The sequence below is a fragment of the Lacipirellula parvula genome, from assembly GCF_009177095.1.
In the GTDB taxonomy this organism is placed as follows: domain Bacteria; phylum Planctomycetota; class Planctomycetia; order Pirellulales; family Lacipirellulaceae; genus Lacipirellula; species Lacipirellula parvula.
The window spans coordinates 2,588,767-2,607,288 of sequence record NZ_AP021861.1; the positions used below are offsets into that span (position 1 = coordinate 2,588,767).

Annotated in this window: 13 protein-coding genes; 9 read left to right on the plus strand and 4 right to left on the minus strand. The window is 62.5% G+C overall.

Annotation, left to right across the window (positions count from 1 at the left end; all coding sequences use genetic code 11):
* The first annotated feature begins 39 nt into the window (after positions 1-39).
* The 4 genes from PLANPX_RS10245 to PLANPX_RS10260 all read left to right on the plus strand — a co-directional run bounded on the left by PLANPX_RS10245 (position 40) and on the right by PLANPX_RS10260 (position 4,081).
* Positions 40-1,014 (plus strand): hypothetical protein, encoded by a 975-nt coding sequence (locus PLANPX_RS10245; protein ID WP_152098638.1) that lies wholly within the window; start codon positions 40-42, stop codon positions 1,012-1,014.
* Between the two features lie 697 nt (positions 1,015-1,711).
* On the plus strand, positions 1,712-2,503 hold the full coding sequence (locus tag PLANPX_RS10250; protein WP_152098639.1) for an all3515 family Zur-repressed PEP-CTERM protein: 792 nt from the start codon (positions 1,712-1,714) through the stop codon (positions 2,501-2,503).
* Positions 2,504-2,764: 261 nt separating this feature from the next.
* Positions 2,765-3,313 (plus strand): PH domain-containing protein, encoded by a 549-nt coding sequence (locus PLANPX_RS10255; protein WP_152098640.1) that lies wholly within the window; start codon positions 2,765-2,767, stop codon positions 3,311-3,313.
* Positions 3,314-3,592: 279 nt separating this feature from the next.
* Positions 3,593-4,081, plus strand: coding sequence for a thioredoxin family protein (locus PLANPX_RS10260; protein ID WP_172991966.1), 489 nt, complete (start codon positions 3,593-3,595; stop codon positions 4,079-4,081).
* Between the two features lie 65 nt (positions 4,082-4,146).
* Here the strand turns inward: PLANPX_RS10260 and PLANPX_RS10265 are convergent, their stop codons facing one another.
* Together PLANPX_RS10265 and PLANPX_RS10270 are read right to left on the minus strand one after the other, a co-directional pair.
* Positions 4,147-5,115, minus strand: coding sequence for a phosphatidylserine/phosphatidylglycerophosphate/cardiolipin synthase family protein (locus PLANPX_RS10265; protein WP_152098642.1), 969 nt, complete (start codon positions 5,113-5,115; stop codon positions 4,147-4,149).
* Between the two features lie 381 nt (positions 5,116-5,496).
* Entirely contained in the window at positions 5,497-6,495 is a 999-nt protein-coding gene (locus PLANPX_RS10270; protein ID WP_152098643.1) for an aldo/keto reductase, read from the minus strand.
* Positions 6,496-6,795: 300 nt separating this feature from the next.
* Here PLANPX_RS10270 and PLANPX_RS10275 point away from each other — a divergent pair, with 300 nt between their 5' ends.
* Entirely contained in the window at positions 6,796-11,097 is a 4,302-nt protein-coding gene (locus PLANPX_RS10275; protein ID WP_172991967.1) for a tetratricopeptide repeat protein, read from the plus strand.
* Here PLANPX_RS10275 and PLANPX_RS10280 read toward each other — a convergent pair.
* A complete protein-coding gene (locus tag PLANPX_RS10280) occupies positions 11,083-11,919 on the minus strand; it encodes a dimethylarginine dimethylaminohydrolase family protein (protein ID WP_152098645.1) in 837 nt (278 codons plus the stop codon). The two genes, PLANPX_RS10275 and PLANPX_RS10280, sit on opposite strands and share 15 nt — an antisense overlap.
* 52 nt (positions 11,920-11,971) lie before the next feature.
* A complete protein-coding gene (locus tag PLANPX_RS10285; protein WP_232536364.1) occupies positions 11,972-13,252 on the minus strand; it encodes a TIGR00300 family protein in 1,281 nt (426 codons plus the stop codon).
* A gap of 268 nt (positions 13,253-13,520) precedes the next feature.
* Here PLANPX_RS10285 and PLANPX_RS10290 point away from each other — a divergent pair, with 268 nt between their 5' ends.
* From PLANPX_RS10290 to PLANPX_RS10305, 4 genes are all read left to right on the plus strand, one after another.
* Entirely contained in the window at positions 13,521-14,924 is a 1,404-nt protein-coding gene (locus PLANPX_RS10290; protein WP_152098647.1) for a hypothetical protein, read from the plus strand.
* Positions 14,925-15,038: 114 nt separating this feature from the next.
* Positions 15,039-16,682 carry an adenine deaminase gene (gene ade, locus PLANPX_RS10295; RefSeq protein ID WP_152098648.1) on the plus strand — a complete coding sequence of 548 codons (1,644 nt, stop codon included), beginning with the start codon at positions 15,039-15,041 and terminating at the stop codon, positions 16,680-16,682.
* A gap of 246 nt (positions 16,683-16,928) precedes the next feature.
* Positions 16,929-17,366, plus strand: a complete 438-nt coding sequence (locus PLANPX_RS10300) for a nucleoside deaminase (RefSeq protein ID WP_152098649.1) — start codon at positions 16,929-16,931, stop codon at positions 17,364-17,366.
* 95 nt (positions 17,367-17,461) lie between these two features.
* Positions 17,462-18,517: a type II secretion system F family protein gene (locus tag PLANPX_RS10305; protein ID WP_152098650.1), complete on the plus strand. Its 1,056-nt coding sequence runs from the start codon at positions 17,462-17,464 to the stop codon at positions 18,515-18,517.
* The last annotated feature ends 5 nt before the right edge of the window (positions 18,518-18,522 follow it).

Consider the following 18,522-nt stretch of genomic DNA (forward strand, 5'->3'; position numbering starts at 1 on the left):
CCTCTCGGCGTCGTACTTGCACTCGCGATAGCCGCCGTCGTGGCAGACAACGCGCACGCGCAACATGCGGACGTTTTGGTGCAAACGCTCGGCAATCGCCTGGCGACAGGCAGCGCGGATTTCGATTCGGGCTCGTGGACGCTCGGCCGGCGCGTTTATTCGTCGGAGTTTGGCAGCAACTGGTCGGTGAACAATCCCGGCTTCAACGCCCTCGCCGCGACTTCGCCCTCGATGCCCGCGGGCGCCAGTCGGTTGCCCGGCAACACGTCCCTCGCGTGGGACTTCATGCCGATGAAAATCGACGGCGTGTTGCAAAACGCGTTTTACTGGGATGGAGCCGGATCGACCGCGGCAGCCGTCGACTTTGGCGCGTTGCCGGGGCCTGATTACGAGATCGCACTTTACGGCCGCAACGCGCCGGTCGCGGTCGATGGCGCAGCGTCGCTCGTCGCGGGCGATGTGATTGACGTCACGAGCAGCAGCGGCGCGCTTCACTCGCACCGGTACTTATACCTCGACTCGGGCAACCAGAATGCCGCGGGGCCGCCGGTTGATGGGATCTACCTGCTGTCGTTGCGGATGAAGATGAACGGCTACGATCCGTCGCAACCGATCTACATGGTGCTCGGTACGCCCGGGTCAACGCTCGCGGCATTGCAAGCGGCGGAATCATGGGTAACGGCGTGGGCTGATGAGTTGGCGCCCGACTTCGACGCCGACTTCAACGGCGATTGGGTCGTCGACGGCAGCGATTTTCTCGTTTGGCAGCGGAACTTCGGCGCGACGAACGCACGGTTGGTGCTGGGCGACGCTGATCGCGATGGGACCGTCGGCGCTGGCGACCTTGCGGCGTGGCGCGAGGAGTTTGGGTTGTCGATCGACTCGTTTGCGGGGGCGGTCAATGGGACGCTACCGACGCCGGCAGTGAGTGTTGTTCCCGAGCCGAGCGGCGCGGTGCTTGCGCTGCTTGGCATCTCCGCGCTTGCCCGCTGCGTACGAATGAGATTGCACTAAACGCCGCTGGCGCCTCATCTGAGTTTCTAAAATCGCAACGTAGCGACCACCCTCAATGCCCAACACCTCGACAACCCGATCAACGGCGTTCGCGCTGCTGACCCTCATCGGGTGCGTCGGCGGTTTGGGTTCGGGATTGCACGCGCTGGTCCATCAGTTTGGCGGCTACGCCCACTGCTATTGGCATGCAGTGCAGTGCCGGCACGAGTTCTTCTCGCCCAGTGGCGGAGAAGCGACAGGCCATGCCATTGGTGAAGCTGCCGGCTTCACCGCCCATGAGGCGGCGGGTCGCGGCGAGTGCCCGATCTGCACGCTGGTCGATCGCTACCACGCGCCGCCAGTGACGCCACCGACAACTTGCACGGCAGTGCTCCTTCACACCGCCGTGATCCCGGTTGAACCTTGCCTACCTCACTCAGAGCCTCGCCGGGCGCACCGCCCGCGCGGCCCTCCTCGCAGCGTCTGAGCGATTTCGCACCGCTCCCTCTAGCTGCCGTTCTTTCTTGCGGCGTCTGCCGCAACTCGCCGATTGGCAAAAAAGAACGGCAGCCCCGCGCGCACGCTGCGCCGACCTTACTGGCCCGGCGACCGCGTCGCGTGTTCATTGAAGACGCCATCATTTTTGAATTCATCAATTACGAGGTACTGAATAATGAGGTTTTTGTCTCGAATCGCCGGCTGCGTTGCAGCGCTGGCTATGATTTCTCTGTCGGCTGTCGCAGCTCGCGCGGCGCAGCACAACTACTACGTTACCGTCGACGGGCGGCCGACGCTCACGTCGGGAACGTACGCGGGGCAGGCTAATCCGAATAGCGGCCGGCTCACCCTGTTGTACGCCCACTGGAACGACGCGACGCCATCGTCGAATCACTTCCATGGCATCGGCGTCTACTCGTTGACGGGCCCGGCGGACGCGCCGACGGTGGCCGACACCAACGCGAACAACCGGCTCCCTGAGACCTACACGGCGCAAGTGCCGTTAACGCTTAAGGCGGGCGCCGGGGCTTACGCCGGAAAGTTGGTGAGCGGAGAGAATGGCGAGCACTACAGCGACCTGACGCTCTCCTCGATCCACGATCTGCAAGCGGCAGCGACGGCGAACCTGACGAGCCCTGAGGGGTACATGTACAACAGCAACGCTGGGTACACGAACACTCCGCTAACGGGGCTCAATCTGGCGCTGGAGATTGTTTCGATTTCGCCGGGGCTCAACCTGGGGGCTGCCGGATTGAACCAGCCGGGCGACCGGTTGGCGATTGGCGCCGAAGGAAGCTGGCCGTTTGAACCAGTCTTTTGGACCGACGGCAACGCGGCCGCGGGGAACTATTCTGCGGCGCTGCGGTTCGTTGATCAGGCGAACGTGTTCGGCTCGTCCGGCACGTTCAACGTCGACTTCACGGTCGTTCCCGAACCGGCGAGCGTCGGCATGGCACTGATTGCTGGGCTGGGGTTCGTCGTGGCGACTTATCGGTTTCGTCGTAGTAAGTAGTAGGTAACATCGGCGCGTCGGCCCGTTGCTTGCGGCGGGCCGACGCGATTTTCTTTGAAAGCCACCGGCTCTGCCGGTGGACGGAGTAGGCTGGAGCTTGCCGGCAATTCGTCCACCGGCGGAGCCGGTGGCTTTCATCGAACATTGTAAGGCGGAGCCGGCGACTCTAGCCCGTTTCGGCAAAGTTTGTTACCTTGTCGGCGTTGGCGCGATCGATCCGCCGACCCTCTTCTCCCGCGACGACACTTACCGGGCCGACCGATGACCACAGCCATTGCAGGGGTTGCTCCCGCCACCGAGCGCGAAGTCACGATCATGTCGGTGTGGCCGTCGCTGGCCTCCACGGCCTACGGCCGTTGGTGGGGACGCCGGTTTGAGAGTGAGATTGGCTTTTCGTTCTTGGGGATTCCGCTGACGCTGGGCCGGTTGATGGCCCTCGTCTCGATCCCGTTTATCTTGCCGCTCTATTTTCACATGTTGATCCCGCGAATTCCGTTCGTGATCGCCGGAATTCCGAACGCCGCCTGCCGCCGCTATCGGTTGACCAACAAGCGAGTGATCGTCGAACTCCCCTTCGGCGGCGGAGAACAGCAGGCCGTGTCGCTCGATCGGTTCGACTCGGTGACGCTCGAAGTGTTGCCGGGGCAGGGGTGGTACCCTGCGGGCGATCTCATCTTCCGCAACGGGCAGATCGAAACGCTCCGCCTGAGCGGCGTCCCGCATCCTGAGCCTTTCCGGCAAACCTGCCTCAAGGCGCATCAGGTCTACATCGGCGTCCAGAAAGCCCGCGCGATGGGCGTGGCTGTCTAGCCCCGGGCTCCGCCCGGGGGTGAGTCTCCATTCCGTTAGGCATTGCCCTACGTGCTGCAACCCCCGGGCGAAGCCCGGGGCTAGGAATGCCGTCGCATTGCCGCGTCACGCTTCCGTTTGTAACGACCACGGTATCGCTGCCGAAGTCGCGAGCCGCGCGCATCGTGCCGAATGAGCCCGCCGGCAAAGTTTGGCGCCGGCGCCGCTGTCGCGATCGTCCGAAGAACTTTCTGTTCCGCATTCTCGGTGCGGAGGGGGAGTCAACCTGCGGAGAACTCCATGCGCAACGCGTCGGTGTGCCTGTCTGCAGCGTTGGCTCTATGCCTGTCGGCCGCGCCGACGTTGCGAGCCGAAGAAGCTCCCCACGCCGCAGCTCTTACCACATCGGCTAAGCCACTACTCCGCCACGGCATCTTCCGCTTCACGAGCTATCCCGCCGCTTGGACGGCCGCCCAGGAGTCGAACCGGCCGATCCTGGTCTACGCGACGGCGCCAAATTGCCCCCACTGCGTGCGGATGATCAAAGAGACGTACGGCGCCGCAAGCGTCAAGCAACTGGCCGTCGAGTCATTCGAAACGGTCTACGTCGACCGGGCCGAACAGCCCGAACTCGCTGCGAAGCTAAAGATTCGCTATTTCCCATCGACGATCATCGTCGCGCCGAACAACGAAGTTCTCGACGTCGTCGAGGGCTATGTCGACGCGGCGACGCTGAAGCAGCGGATGCAGACGTCGTTCGCGGCGCACGAACGCTCGACGCGGAAATAAGGCAGAAAAACGAACGAGCATCAAAGCCACCGGCTCCGCCGGTGGCTTTGATGAGCTAGCCCAACCTACGCGTGGGCGACCTCGCGACGATGCGATTCATCGAGCGGCCGGACGCAGTTCGGCGCTTCGAGATCGACCTCAAACGTGATCGGGTACTTGTACCCCTGCGGAGCTGGCGGTTTCAGGCCCGGCACGCGACGGCAAACCCGCAGCGCGAATTCTTTGAGGGCCGGCCGCCAGCCTTCCAGTTCCGTCCGCCGCCAGGTTCCGCCCAATAGGTCGCGGAAGTGGCGGTTGGCCAGGAAGACGTTGTTCCGCCGAGCAGCCCGCGGCGTCATGTGTTCGGTCGAGAGCGAGACGTTCAGCCCCTCGGTGTTCACGACGCGATGGGGCGTATGCTGCGGCCAGGTGATCATTTCGCCCGGCTCAAGGTCGTGGACGACGGCCAGTTCGTCCCATTCGCTGCGGAAGTCGAGCTCTTCGCTCTTCTCGCCGCAGAGGACGCCTTCGATCGTTTCGTCGCTGACGATGCTCGATTCGAGCGGGTAAGCCCACACTCGCTTCTTGCCGCGGAGGTGCCAGAGCATGTTCGCCGGGCAGTCTAGATGGTAGTACACCATCGCTTCGGGCGAAGAGATCAGCAGATTCGCGGAGTGGTTGAATGTTTCGAGGCCGGGGCAGGCCTCTTCGAGATTCTCGTAGAGCGCGAGAACGAGCTCGGCGTATTCGGGGTGATGGTCCATCACGCGGCGAACATTCAGCCAGATGCGACCCTTGCGAGCGGCTTCCAGGAGTTCAGCGGCGTCGAGGTTCCCGGCGCGACCTTCCTGCCAATCGCTGCGGCGGGTCGGGTTCGTCCCCATCGTGTTGATGCCGAGATCGCGACGCGGGTGGCGGTCGAGCAGGTCGATCAACTGGTCGTCGCCGAACAACTCTAGCTGGTTGAGCCGATGTTGCGCGACGAAGATGTTTCGCTCCATGCGAGCGGCTTGTTCGGGGGTCCAGTTCTCGAGCAGCTTAAAGTTGTTGGCCATCCGGAGATTCCCGCGTGCGAGGAGCGACGAATCGCCGCTCCCCACGGAGGCGTCGCGTCGTCTTGAAAGGGTAGGTCGCTGTTGCGGGAGGGGACGACGAGGCCGGGAATAACGGAAATCCGCCGTCGGGGCGTAAAGGGGAGCAATTCGTCCAGCCGTTACAAGCGGACCGGTGCGAGTGAGGCAGGCTCCTTCACGCCGAGTCTGCCAAATAGCCGAAGGGCCACGCCTTCCGGGCGGGAGCGGGATGGGCAATCCCTTGGCAGTTCAACCTGGACCGCGTGGCGGTCCGGCTATTGGTGAGGCGGCTTGAGCAGGCAGCCAATTCCCCACCTACTCACTTAAACACTTACTCACCCGCCTCTGCTTTCACTTTCATCTCTACTGAAAGATCCGCTTCACCGCCGCAGTTCCGCGAGCCTTGATGGCAGTCTCGATGGCGGCCAGCGCATCGGGCGGCAGCCGCCAACCCATCGCCGAGGCGGTTTCTTCGATCTGCCACCCCCGCTTCGCCCCGCACAGAGCCGAGGTGATGCCTGGCTGGCTGATCGTCCAGTTGATGACGACCTCCGCCACCGTGCGGCCGACGTTTGCGGCAATGTCGCGGAGCGACGTCACGAACGCTTGGTTACGTTCGAACTCGTCCCCTTGGTACATCGGGTAGCTCTTGCGGTTGTCGTCGTCGGCTAGCTTGGTTTCCGTGCCGATCTTGCCGGCGAGCAGGCCCTTCATCAGCGGCCAGTAAGCGGTCACCGAAATCCCTTCGGCCAAGCACCACGGGATGGTTGCCTGCTCGATATCGCGCTGCAGCATGTTGTACGGCAGTTGCACGGCGCTTAGCGGGCAGACGGCGTGAAACTCCCGCAGTTGCTCGAGCGTGCAATTCGATGCGCCGGCTGTGCGAGTCTTGCCGGCGTCGATCAAGCGTTGAATGGCAGCGGCCGATTCTACGAGCGGCACGTTTGGATCGGGGGAGTGGAGGTAGTAGAGTTCCACATACTCGACGCCCAAACGCTGAAGACTTTCGTCGCATTCCCGAGCGATCGTGGCGGGCGAAGCGTCTTTGGCTTGCTTGCCCGCGGCGTCGTAGTGAATGCCCCCTTTGGTGGCGATGACGACTTCGTCGCGCGACGTGCCTTCGAGAGCGCGGCGAATGAGGTTTTCGCTCTCACCGTGAGCGCCATAGCAGTAGGCGGTGTCGATAAAGTTGACGCCTGCGGCCAAGCTGGCGCGAATCGTCGCAATGCTGTCCGCATCGTTGACGTCTAGGGACGTGACGCCAGCGATTGGCCAGCAGCCAAGAGAGACTGAGGAAATCTCGATGTCGGTTCGTCCCAAACGTCGGCGATCAGAGGCAGTGTCGAAGGACGGAACGGGCATCGTGAACTCGCTTGGTTGACCGCTGTCGCTGGAAGTGCTGGCAACGCTCCAAGATATCTCCATCGACTCCTCGTTGGCAAATGGCGGCTCTTCCGCCGGCCTTGTCGCTCGGGTGCCGGTCAATCCGATGGAATTGCGGCGGCGAGCCATCTAATCGCCCCGTTTTGCCGGCTTGGCGGCTAGCGGATTGGTATTGACGCACCTGCGTGAGCATTCGCTACACTCCCGTCGATTTTTTCGATGCATGCGGCGCTATCGCTCCGCCGACGTCAGCCCCAGATCATCCTGGCGACTCAACCTATGAGTTTGCAGCTCATCTTGCTCAGTGTGGAAGCCGACGTAGAGTCGGGACGCGCCTCGATGGCGCTCGGGTACTTCGCGTTCATCATTCTGTTCGCCGCCGCAGCGTTGAAGTGCGGCGCCCTCATGGCACGACCGCAGACGCACAAGCTGTGCGTTGGGGCGCTAACGACGCTCTTGCTAACCTTGACGCTCTCACTGCTTCTGACTGCGTTGAGGAACCTACTGGAACTCCCTCACTGGACGAACGTGGCGTCGTTTCTGCTGTGCGCGATCGGCCTCCTGAGCACGCTGGCGATGTCGATTGTTGGCCTGCTCGACTACCGCAGCCGTCCTACTTTATTCAATCAAGGTCGCGTGCAGGCGTGGCTCGCGCTCGGCATCTCGTTCGTTCCCGCCATCCTGGTTGCGATCGGATTTGCGAGAGGGTTTATTGAAGGCGCTCGTACGGCCATCGAACGGAACACGATCCGGTACGCGGAGCGCGAATCTAATTCGACCGCGGGCGACTTCGCCGCAAAGTCACCAGACGCAGGCGAGCGCTCAGAACAATCAGGCGTTAAGGCCGACTCAGCCGTGCGGCCAGCGGCCCACGAGGTCGTCGCGACTCGGCCAAGTTCTGACGCGACGCAGCAGTTCGCCGATCTCAATTTCGAGTTCACGCCGCCTGACGAGGGCTGGATCAAGCTGCACGCCGCGAGCGTGAGCGCTGACGCGAACGTCGCCTATACGAGCAAGGCGCCGCAAGTCATCTTCTTCATCATTGCCGAGCAAATCGGCGCCGACGCCGACGTGAAGGTCGATGCGCTGCTTGAGGTGGTGAAGGCGAATCTGTACGCGAGTTTTGAAGAAGTTGAGTTCGAAAACGCCGTTCCCCGAACGGTCGGCGGGATCGAAGGCGTCAACGTCGTGGCCAAATACACGAAGGGCGTCGTCGAACATCGTCGCGCGATGTGGCTCGGCGCTCGCGGCGGATTTCTCTACCAGCTGATTTCCACGGGAAGAGAAAAGTACGCGGAGCAACTAGACGCGCGGCACGACTTGATGCTGGCCGGCTTTCATGTGTTGGACCGCAATGCAGTCGTCTACTCCGAAGGCAAGACGCCGCTAACAACCTACGTTTCCGCGCACTATGGCTATCGCGTTGATTTGAGCGAAGCGCCGTGGTTGAAGGCCTCGGCAGATGACGATCTGCTCCCCGCCGCCGAAGTTGCGGCGACGCTCAAGAGCCGAGCGGCGTTCGCCGTCGTGCCGCTAGTTCTGCCTTATGATGGCGCTACCGTCGAAGATGCGTCGGCGGCGCTCGCTAGCGTGTTGATCGAAGGCTTTGACGCCGATCGTTGCACCGACTTCACTTCGGCTCCCGCTAAGAATTCGGTAGAGGAAGTGCGCTTCCGCTACGTCAGATCGTCAACGACCGGCGTATCGATCGAGAACCGCTTTCGCATTCTCCGGAAAGGTCGACGCGCCGTGATGGCCGTCGGCTGGGCAGCCGCCGACGAAACGGACCTACTGGCGGAGATTGATCAGGCTCTCGGAACCTTGGAACTGGACGAGGCTGGCGAGGCGAACAACGACAACGGCGAAGAAGAGCAGCGATTTTGGCGTGGCATGGCGGTGAATCGGCTGGGGATGGCGGCCTTCGATCGGCAGGACTTAACTGCCGCGTTGGCATGCTTCGAGGAAGCGATCAAGCTTCAGCCGAAGTACCCAACCGCACTGACCAATTATGTGCACATCCTCGCCGAGAGCGGCAAACCAGAGCAGGCTGTCGCTGAGTTGGAGAAGCGGATCGACCAGTACGAGGATAAAACTCGCCTGCGGGAAAAGTACGCCGAAATGTTGCTCGAAACCGGTGATGAGCAACGCTGTTGCGAAACGCTGCAGCAACTTCTTGCCGAGGGGCATCGTAGCGAAGAGACGTTGCTGGTTCTCGTCGGCGTGCAGATGGGAAATGAACAATACGACGCCGCGCTTGCCGCCGTCGAAGGCTATCTAGCGGGCGGGTCGAGTCCGCAGGCGACCCAGCTAAAGGCTGCTTTGCTTTCAAAGTTGGGGAAGCATGATGAATCCATCGCCATCATGGAAGAGATTCGCAAGTCTCGGCCGCGCGACGTCTCGGCCGTGATTGGTCTGGCAGTCGCCTATCACGAAGCGAAGCGGTTCGATGAAGCGCTGCAGCTGACGCAAGAACTCCTCGACACGGGCAAGCCGACTGAAAGTATTCACCTCCTGCGGGGCCGCTGCCAAATTGGCTTGAAGCTCTATCAGGAAGCGAAGGAATCGTTCGAGGCCGCGCAAGCCCTGAACCCGCGCAGCGAGGACGCGAAGGAGTGGATCTCCGTGGCGTCCAGCATGCTCGGGCAGGGGAATAATTCGCTCGTCAAGACGCCGATCGACCCGGTGCCGTTGCCTGCTGAGATCGCAGGACGGCTCACGCAGATCCCAGCCAACGATGCGGCCGCCGGGACGTTCGGAGCCTACGAGAAGTTCCGCGTCGTCGGCTACGAATATCGCCATGGCGAGCGGTGGCGCTCGACGACGTATCGGCAGATCAAGATCGTCGGCCAAGAGGGCGTTGATCGGTTTTCAACGCTGACCGTGACATTTAATCCCCTGGGCGAGCGCGTCTTCGTCAATCGGTTGGCCGTCTATGACGCGGCCGGCAAGCTCGCCGCCGAAGGAAACGCCGGCGATTATTACGTCTCCGCTGACTCGCAGAGCGAACTCGCGACGGGCGACAACACGCTGACGATTCCGATCCCGCAACTGCAGCCGGGCAGCACGTTGGAGTTTACCTACACGCGCGAGAGTCTCGGAGCTGAGGAATTTGGCTACGAGAACGTCATGCTGACGTCGTCGATTCCGGTGCAAGCCGCGGCGGCGTTCGTCGTCGGCGACATCGATAAGTTGGCCTACACGTCGAGCGGCCCCGAGCCGCGTCGTAGCGCAGAGGGGGGACTGTTTTGGGGGATGAGCGATCCGCCGGTCTACGTCGATGAATCCTCTCAGCCTCCTGTCGCCGAGTTCTTGCCAGTGATTCACCTCACCGACGCAGGGCAGGAGTGGAAGGTTTTGGGGGACGAATACGCTGAGCAAATCGCCGATCGTCTCAAACCAGACGACATTGCTGCGGCAAAAGCTGCGGAATTGACGAAGGGAATTGCCGGACGGGATGAGAAGATCGCGGTGCTCACGCGGTTCGTGCAGAAGCAACTGAACTACCAAGGGCTGGAGTTTGGCGTCCGCGGGCTCATGCCGAACACAGCGGCGAAGTCGCTGGAAAACGGCTACGGCGACTGCAAAGACCATTCTGTGTTGCTCAAGCAACTCCTCGACGCCGCCGGCATCCCGGCGCAAGTTGCAATTGTCAACTCCAGCGGCGACGTCGACGGGCGGCTGCCGTCAGCTTCGCAATTTGACCACATGATCGTTTCGATTCCCGGCCCTGACGGCGGCGACGCCGGCCGAACGTTCGTCGATTGCACGGCTAAGTATTCCGACCCCCGCCAGGTGACCGCTGATGAATTCGACGGACGCTTAGCGCTGCTGATCGAGTCGGGCGCGTCGCGCCTCGTGCCAATCGCGCCGCGGACGACGCTCGCTTCAGAAATTCGCTGCGGGCGCGAAGTGACGATTGTTTGCGACGAGCCGGAACGCGAAACAGCGGACGCCGTAGTCAGGGAACAGGTGTCGTTCAGTTCGACGCCGGCCGGGACGCTCCGCTCGATCCTGATCGGGATGCAGCCGCGCGATCGCAAGGAAGCGATCTCGCGATTGATCTCGGACCACGGCGACGTCGAGCTCACTCGATTGGAAGTAGTGAATCTGGAAGACCCCGCGGCGCCGCTGATTCTCCAACTTGAGTACCGGATGGACAACGTATTCCACCGCGTCGGCGACGGGGGATCGCCGCTTTCCGGCCGGCTCGTAAGTCCCTGGGAAACTTGGGTGACGACGGCTTACGCGATGAATGAACGACTGACGCCATTCCGCACGACGGGAGCGGCGATCGTCGGCTCGACTCGCTACGTGCTGCCGGCAGGTTTTACGCTCGATCGCGGTTTAGACTCCGTTGAATCGCCGCCGTCGAACAGTTTCGTCACCTGGCGAGTCGAAGCAAACCCTGCGGACGGCACGACGCTGTTGCACGTCGATCGCCGTGCGGGAAGTCACCCGGCCTCAGCGTTTGCTTCCTGCTCTGCTGAGGCGAAGCAGTTTCTCGACCGCCTCAGGCGACCGATTGCGATTCGTGAGATTTCCTCGACGGCGCAGGCGCCGGGCTACTCAACATTGCGTTGAATTCGCCCAAACGGCCGCGTCTTCGCCTTCGAGCCGCAGGGTGAGGCATTTGGCGCTACCGCCAGCTTTGACGAATTCGCCCAGCGGCGTTTCGACCGGCGTGAAGCCGGCGTTTCGCAATTGCTCGTGCAAATGCGGGCAGCCAACGTTCGTTACCACCGTGCGTCCGACGACGACCGCATTGCAGGCGAAGCTGCGGGCCTCTTCCTCCTCAACGGCGATGAGCGTCGGCACGTTCGCGGCGAGGACGCGTTGGCCGTAGTCGTCGAACGCCCCCGGGAAGTAGATCGCCGAGTCTGCCGTGAGCGGGCAGAAGCAGGTATCGAGGTGGTAGTAGTACGAGTCGATCAGCTCCAGCGGCAAGACGCGAATCCCAAGCATCTCGCCAATCTGCTGATGCCCCAGCGCGTCGCTCCGCTGGCGGTACCCAGCGAAGAGGGTGTCGCCGCAAAACAGGGCGTCACCGGCGCCTTCGAAGCTGAACTGGTTCGGCGTTTCGAGCGCTTCGAACCCGTCGGCCGCGAGCCATCGGCGAAAGTGCTCCTCTTCGCCTTGCCGCTGCGGATGCTTGAAGTGTGAGATTACTGCCTTCCGGCCAAAAACCATCGCCGCGTTGGCGGTGAAGACCAGGTCAGGCAGGCCGTCCACGGGAGCGAGTTCTTCGATCGTCGCTCCCGCCGCGACCAAGTGCCCGCGCAAGGCTCGCCACTGTTCCTGGGCAAGCGGATGGTCCGCTTGCCGTTCAGTATTCATCCACGGATTGATTTCGTAGTGAATGCCGTAATGGGTCGGCGGGCACATCAAGATACGAGGCGAAGACATGGCAAGCGACCTAGCTGTTCACAACCCACTTACTCACCTAAACACCTACTCCTCAGGCGCCAGCCTGCTGCTCCAACTTCCGCACCTCCGCAACCAGCGCCCGCAAGAACGGTTCGACGTCGGTCACAAGTCCCACCGTCTGGAAGCTGCCACGGTCGTTCAGCTTGATGACGGTCGACGGGTTGATGTCGACGCAGACGACCTTCACGACGGCCGGCAGTAAGTTGCCGACGGCAACCGAGTGTAGCGTCGTGGCCACCATCAGGCAGAAAGAAACGTCCTTCACCATCGACCGCATGATCCGCTGGCACTCCAGGGCGTCGGTCACTACGTCGGGCAGCGGTCCATCGTCGCGGATGCTGCCCGAGAGGTGGAACTGCACACCGTTCTTGATGCACTCGTACATGATGCCGCTGCGCAGCGTGCCCGCCTCGACGGCGGCGGCAATCGAACCCGCACGGCGGATGCGGTTGATCGACCGCAAGTGGTGTTCGTGCCCTGCGTCGACGCTCGTCCCTTCGTTCAGATTGACGCCGAGACTCGTGCCAAACAGCGATTGCTCGATGTCGTGCGTCGCCAGCGCGTTGCCGGCGAATAGCTTGTGGAGGTAGCCGTCGCGGAGCAGTTCGCATACCAGCGGGCCGCTGCCGGTATGGACGATTGCCGGTCCGCCGACGAGCAGCGACTTCTTCGCATCGCGACGGTTTTCGAACAGCTGCCGCGCGATCTCGCGAATGACCACCCCTTTGGGCTTCTCCGTCGACACGGCGCTGTTCATAAACCCGAACGCATGGCCTTGCTCTTGCCGCTCGAGCGGGAAGACCCGCGTGCCGACGTGCCCGACCACGACCTTCATCCCGCGCTTGACCTCGGTCATCGGCAAGCAGCGGCAGGTGATCGATCGGTCGTCGACGATGACGCCGCAGTCCATTTCCTGATCGCCGACTTCGATCCAGTGCCCGCCGAGCCGAATCTCGGTCCTTTGATTAGTTGTGCTGTAGAAGCCTTCGGGAAAGGCCCCATCCATGTCGGCCTCGACTAGTCGCGCGTCGCCTCCGTGGACCGCGACGGCGCCATGATCGGCAATCTGAGCGATGATCGCCTGCAGGGCTTCTTCACTTGCGGCGCGGACCTCGATGCGGGCGAAGCTCGGATCGCTTCGGTCGTGCCCGATCGCCACGTCCTTGATGGTGAACTCCCCCCCGGCGGCGGTGATGCCGTCGAGGACTTTGGGCAAAATGAGGCTGTCGATGATATGGCCTCGAACTTCGACGTCTTCCACGGCGGCGAACGTGGATTTCTGGGACGACGAGACCAGACCTGGATTCGACACGGTGGAAACCTCCATTCGAACCGACGAGGGGGACTTCTGTAGGTATTCTAGGCGTCGACAAGGCTGGCGGCCCGCCGGAATGCCGATTGGGCAAAGTTCGCCGGCGGGGGGCGTTCAACGCAGATTACGGCGAGTCCTATTCGCCTTGCTGACAACACTTTATATTGTTTACAGAGGCTCGGCAGACGTTGCCACGCCTTTCCCAGAGGCCCATCGCGCGCCTCCGGCCCCCACGTGCGGGCTGTCACCATTTTCATCGACGTAGCAGATGGACCAAAACCAGAATTCCTCTTCCTGGGACGACCTCATCAAGGAGATCGGCGCCGCCCCGGCCCCCGACGCGTTGGAGCGGAAACGCCCCGCGATCGAAACGACTGTCATCCCGCCGACGATCGTCGCCGCCCCGCCGAAGGCGAAGCCGAGCGATTGGGGTGGCCTCGCCTCGCAATTGGGCATCGAAGTTCCGCCGGAACCAGAGCCCGTTGCCAAGCCGCAGCCCAAAGCGAAGGCCGAACCACCGGCGAAGGCAGAGCCCAAACCGCAGCCGAAGGCTGAACCCAAGGCAAAGGCGGAGCCGAAGCCAAAGCGAGAATCGAAGCGGGCTCCCCGCGCCGAAGCCGAGGAGCCGCGTCACGAGCCTACGCCGGGCGAACTCGAATCGAGCTTCGCAGGCATCGAGCCGTTGGAATCGAGCTTCGTAGAGATCATCGAAGAAGAGATCGTCTCGGTCGAGTTCAGCGACGATGATTCCGATCTAGCTGACGAGTTCGCTTCGCGTTTGGGCGATGATTCGCTGTCGGGCGAAGCGGCTCGCAACGCGTTCGACGCTTTGTTCGAGGGGACGTTCGCTCCGCCAGCTCCGCGTCCGCCCCGCCCGCCGCGTGCCCCCCGGGGCCGCGAAGAGGGGCGCCGCGGTCCGCGCTGGCGAGAGGAAGGCGATGACGACGAAGCCCCCGTATCGCGCCCCGTTGAGGACGAACTCGATCCGCTGGAAGGCGCCGGTGACGATGAGGAAGATGAAGTCGCCGATGAAAGCGAAGTGGCTGCCGAAGAGACCGAAGGCGCAGTTGGCGAAGAGGGGGATCGCCCCCGTCGCCGTCGCCGTCGTCGTCGCGGCGGTCGCGGGCGCACTCGCGAAGGGCGTAGCGATGAACCGCGCCAAGAACGCGATTTGGAAGATTCCGAATCGGACGCGGACGAAGAACTGAGCGACAGCGTCGAGCCGGCCGAGCAAGACGAAGACGAGGCGCCAGCCGAAGCTGCGGAGGGCGATCGCCCGCGTCGTCGTCGCCGTCGTCGCCGTCGCGGTGGTTCGAGCGAAGGCTCCGAAGAACGTCCCGCTGCCGCTCGCAAGCCCCGTCCTGCTTCGCGCCGTGACGAGGAGAGTGACGGCGAAGAGGAGCACGACGAAGAGGCGGAGCACGATGATGACGACTTCGCTCCTGTCACCCGTTCGCGTGACGATGACGACGAAGATGATGACGACGATGACATGCCGCAAATGTCGCACAAGAACATCCCGACCTGGTCGGAGGCGATCGGCGTGATGGTCGATCTGAACCTGCAGTCGCGGAAGGATTCGCCGTCGCGGCCCGGCGGCCCCGGCGGCGGGCGCGAACGAGGCGGTCGAGGTCGCGGTCGAGGCCGCGGTCGGGGACGCAGTAGTTCGTAAGGTCGAAGTTGTTGCAGTAAAACAAACGGCGGCGCCGTCGTTGGGATCGTCCCAGCGACGGCGTCCGCGCGTTTCAGGCGTTCAATTTAACCAGCACACGGAAGAGGTCGCCGCATGAACGCGGGTTCCCAGACCATTGTTGGACAGGTCGTCGACATTGCCGGTCGGAAGATCGCCGCAGCGGAAGTGAGCGTCGTCGACGGGCGAATCGCCGCGATCACGCCGACGACGAAGCCTGCCGCGACGTTCCTCTTACCGGGGTTCGTCGACGCCCATGTCCATGTCGAAAGTTCGATGCTCGTGCCGAGCGAGTTCGCTCGCGCGGCGGTCGTTCACGGCACCGTCGCCACGGTGAGCGATCCACACGAGATCGGCAACGTACTCGGCGTCGCCGGCGTCCACTACATGCTGGAGAACGCCTCGCACGTGCCGTTCAAGTTCTACTTTGGCGCCCCTTCGTGCGTCCCGGCAACGACGTTCGAGACTGCCGGGGCGACGATCTCGGTCGCCGAGGTCGAGCAGTTGCTCGACGATCCGCGGATCGTGTACCTCAGCGAGATGATGAACTTCCCGGGCATTTTGTTCGGCGATCCCGACTGCCTGGCGAAGGTGCGGGCCGCCCATGCCCGCAACAAGCCGGTCGACGGCCACGCTCCAGGCCTCCGCGGCGCCGACGCGGCGAAGTACATCGCGGCTGGCATCACGACCGACCACGAGTGTTTCACCAAGGAGGAAGCGCTCGATAAGATCGCCGCGGGGTGCAAGATTTCGATCCGCGAAGGCTCGGCCGCACGCAATTTTGACGCCCTTCATACGCTCATCGGCGAACATCCCGCGATGGCGATGCTCTGCAGCGACGACAAGCACCCAGACGAGTTGCTCGTCAGCCACATCAACGCGCTGGTCCGCCGCGCGGTGGAGCGCGTGATCGACGTGTTCGATGCGCTGCAAGCAGCGTGCGTGAATCCAGTGGAGCACTACAAGCTGAACGTCGGCCAACTCCGCGTCGGCGATCCGGCCGATTTCATCGAGGTCGATTCGCTCACCGCGTTCAACGTGAAGCGGACCTGGATCGATGGCAAGCTCGTCGCCGAGAACGGCAAGACGCTCATTCCGCGCGTCGAGCCCAAGGTCGTCAATCACTTCACGGCAACGCATGTACAGCCCGAGCAGTTTGCCGTGAAAGCGCACGCCGGCACGAAGTTGCAGGTGATCGAGGCGCTCGACGGCCAGCTGATTACTAACCGCCTGGAGTTTGAGCCGTTGGCCGTGGAGGGCGTCGTCGTCAGCGATCCGACGCGCGACTTGCTCAAGCTGGTCGTCGTCAATCGGTATACCAAGGCGGCGCCGGCAATTGCGTTCATCAAGAATTTCGGACTGCAAAGCGGCGCCATGGCGTCGAGCGTGGCCCATGATTCGCACAATGTGATCGCCGTCGGCGTGAGCGACGACGATATCGCCGCGGCTGTCAACGCCGTGATGGACGCTGGCGGCGGACTGGCGGCGGTGAACCACGTGCAAGGCGATCACTGGGTGCTGCCGCTCCCTGTCGCCGGACTCATGGCGACAGGCACGTGCGCGGAAGTGGGGCATGCTTACCAGGAACTCGACGCCGCCGTAAAACGCTGGGGCTCGACCCTGCGGGCGCCCTACATGACGCTGTCGTTCATGGCACTGTTGGTGATTCCCGCCCTGAAACTCAGCGACAAGGGCCTATTCGACGGCGGCAAATTCGAATTCACGCCGCTGTTGGCTTAGTGGCGTAAGATTAACCACAAAGGCTCTGAGGCACGAAGAAGTTGCACAAAGAGTTGTTGCTCGCGCATCAACGATTACGGATAGGACTGCCTAACCGCTGATGAACGCTGATCAGGCGCTAATAGAAATTCATATTAGCGCCCATTAGCGTCAATTAGCGGGCCGTACTCTTTAATTCCTTTGTGCTTCCCTTCGAGCCTTCGTGGTTAGCCCCCGCTGAACTAAATCTAAGCCCAGAGAATGCCGATGGATCCGTTTCTGCAAGCCGCGATCGACGAAGCGAAGCAAGGCCTCTCCGAGGGAGGCATCCCGATCGGGTCGGTGTTGGTGATCGACGGCGAGATCGTCGGCCGCGGCCACAATCGCCGCGTGCAGAAAGGAAGCGCTATTCTCCACGCCGAGATGGACTGCCTGGAAAACGCCGGCCGGCTCGCCGCGCGGGACTACCAACGGGCCGTGTTATACTCGACGCTGTCGCCGTGCGACATGTGCAGCGGTACGGCGCTGCTGTACGGCATTCCGCGGGTGGTGATCGGCGAGAACCGCACCTTCCAGGGGCCCGAAGAGTACGTGCGGTCGCGCGGCGTGGCGCTGGAGATTGTCGACGACTCGACATGCGTACAATTGATGCGAGACTTCATCGCCGCCAGGCCGGAACTTTGGAACGAAGACATCGGCGTGTAGTAATTTTCCCCTCCCTCGCAGGGAGGGGCTAGGGGAGGGATTCCCAACGATCGCACTAAGTCATCGCGACACTCCCCAAGCAGCGTTCGAAAAAGATGTTCCTCTCCCCCCGCATCCGCCTCAAACCGCTCGCCACGCTTTGCCGGCGATTGGCGTTCGCCACCAGCGCGGGGATCGAAGACCGCAAGATCTGGCGCGATGAAGCCGCCCGCAGCCGCGGACGCGAACAAGCGGCCCTGCAAGAAGTGGCTGACCAACTCTCCCGCGGCGTGTCGATTAGCGACGCCCTCGCGATGAGCGACGGTTATCTGCCGAGGATGTTCAAGCAGATCGTCGCCATCGGCGATACGAGCGGCCGGCTCGATCATGCTTACAAACGGTTGGCCGAGCATTACGAGCATGCTCAAACAGCGAAGCGGTCGCTGATGACGGCGCTGGCGTGGCCGATGATTCAGCTCTTCATCGCGCTGGCGGTCGTCGGGATCGTGATCTGGATCTCTGGAGCGTTGCAGCTGCAGAACCTCGACGGCGAGCCGCTCGACTTATTCGGGCTAGGAATCTCGGGCTCGTCAGGGCTCATGCTGTACGTCGGGTGCATCGCCCTCGCGGTGGCGGCCGTCTTTTTGGCGATCGAAGCCGGGCGGCGCGGTGTTCTTTGGACGCGGCAGTTGCAGCGTTGGTTGCTCGGCGTTCCCGCGCTCGGCGAGGCGATCCGCACGCTCGCGCTGGCGCGGTTCACCTGGGCGTTGCAGCTGATTCTCGACACCTCAATGGACCTGCGCAAAGCACTGCCGCTCGCGCTCGACGCATCAGGCAATGACTACTACCGCGGGTTGGGTCCGCAGGTGGCGAGCAACATCCAACAAGGAATGTCGCTCCATTCAGCCCTCGCCGAGACAAACGCTTTCCCCAGCGACTTGCTGGAGTCGATCGCTATTGGCGAACAGACGGGGATGATGTCGGAAACGATGGAGCGGCTCTCAAAGGAGTACCAACGTCGTTCGAACACGGCGATCAGCATTATTGGCCAGACGATTGGGTACGTTGTCTGGGCGGTGGTGATCGTGTTGATCGTCATCCTCATCTTCCGCGCGGCGGGCATGTATATTGGGATGATTAATCAAGCGGCGAGTCCGGACTTCATGAAGTAGTGCGA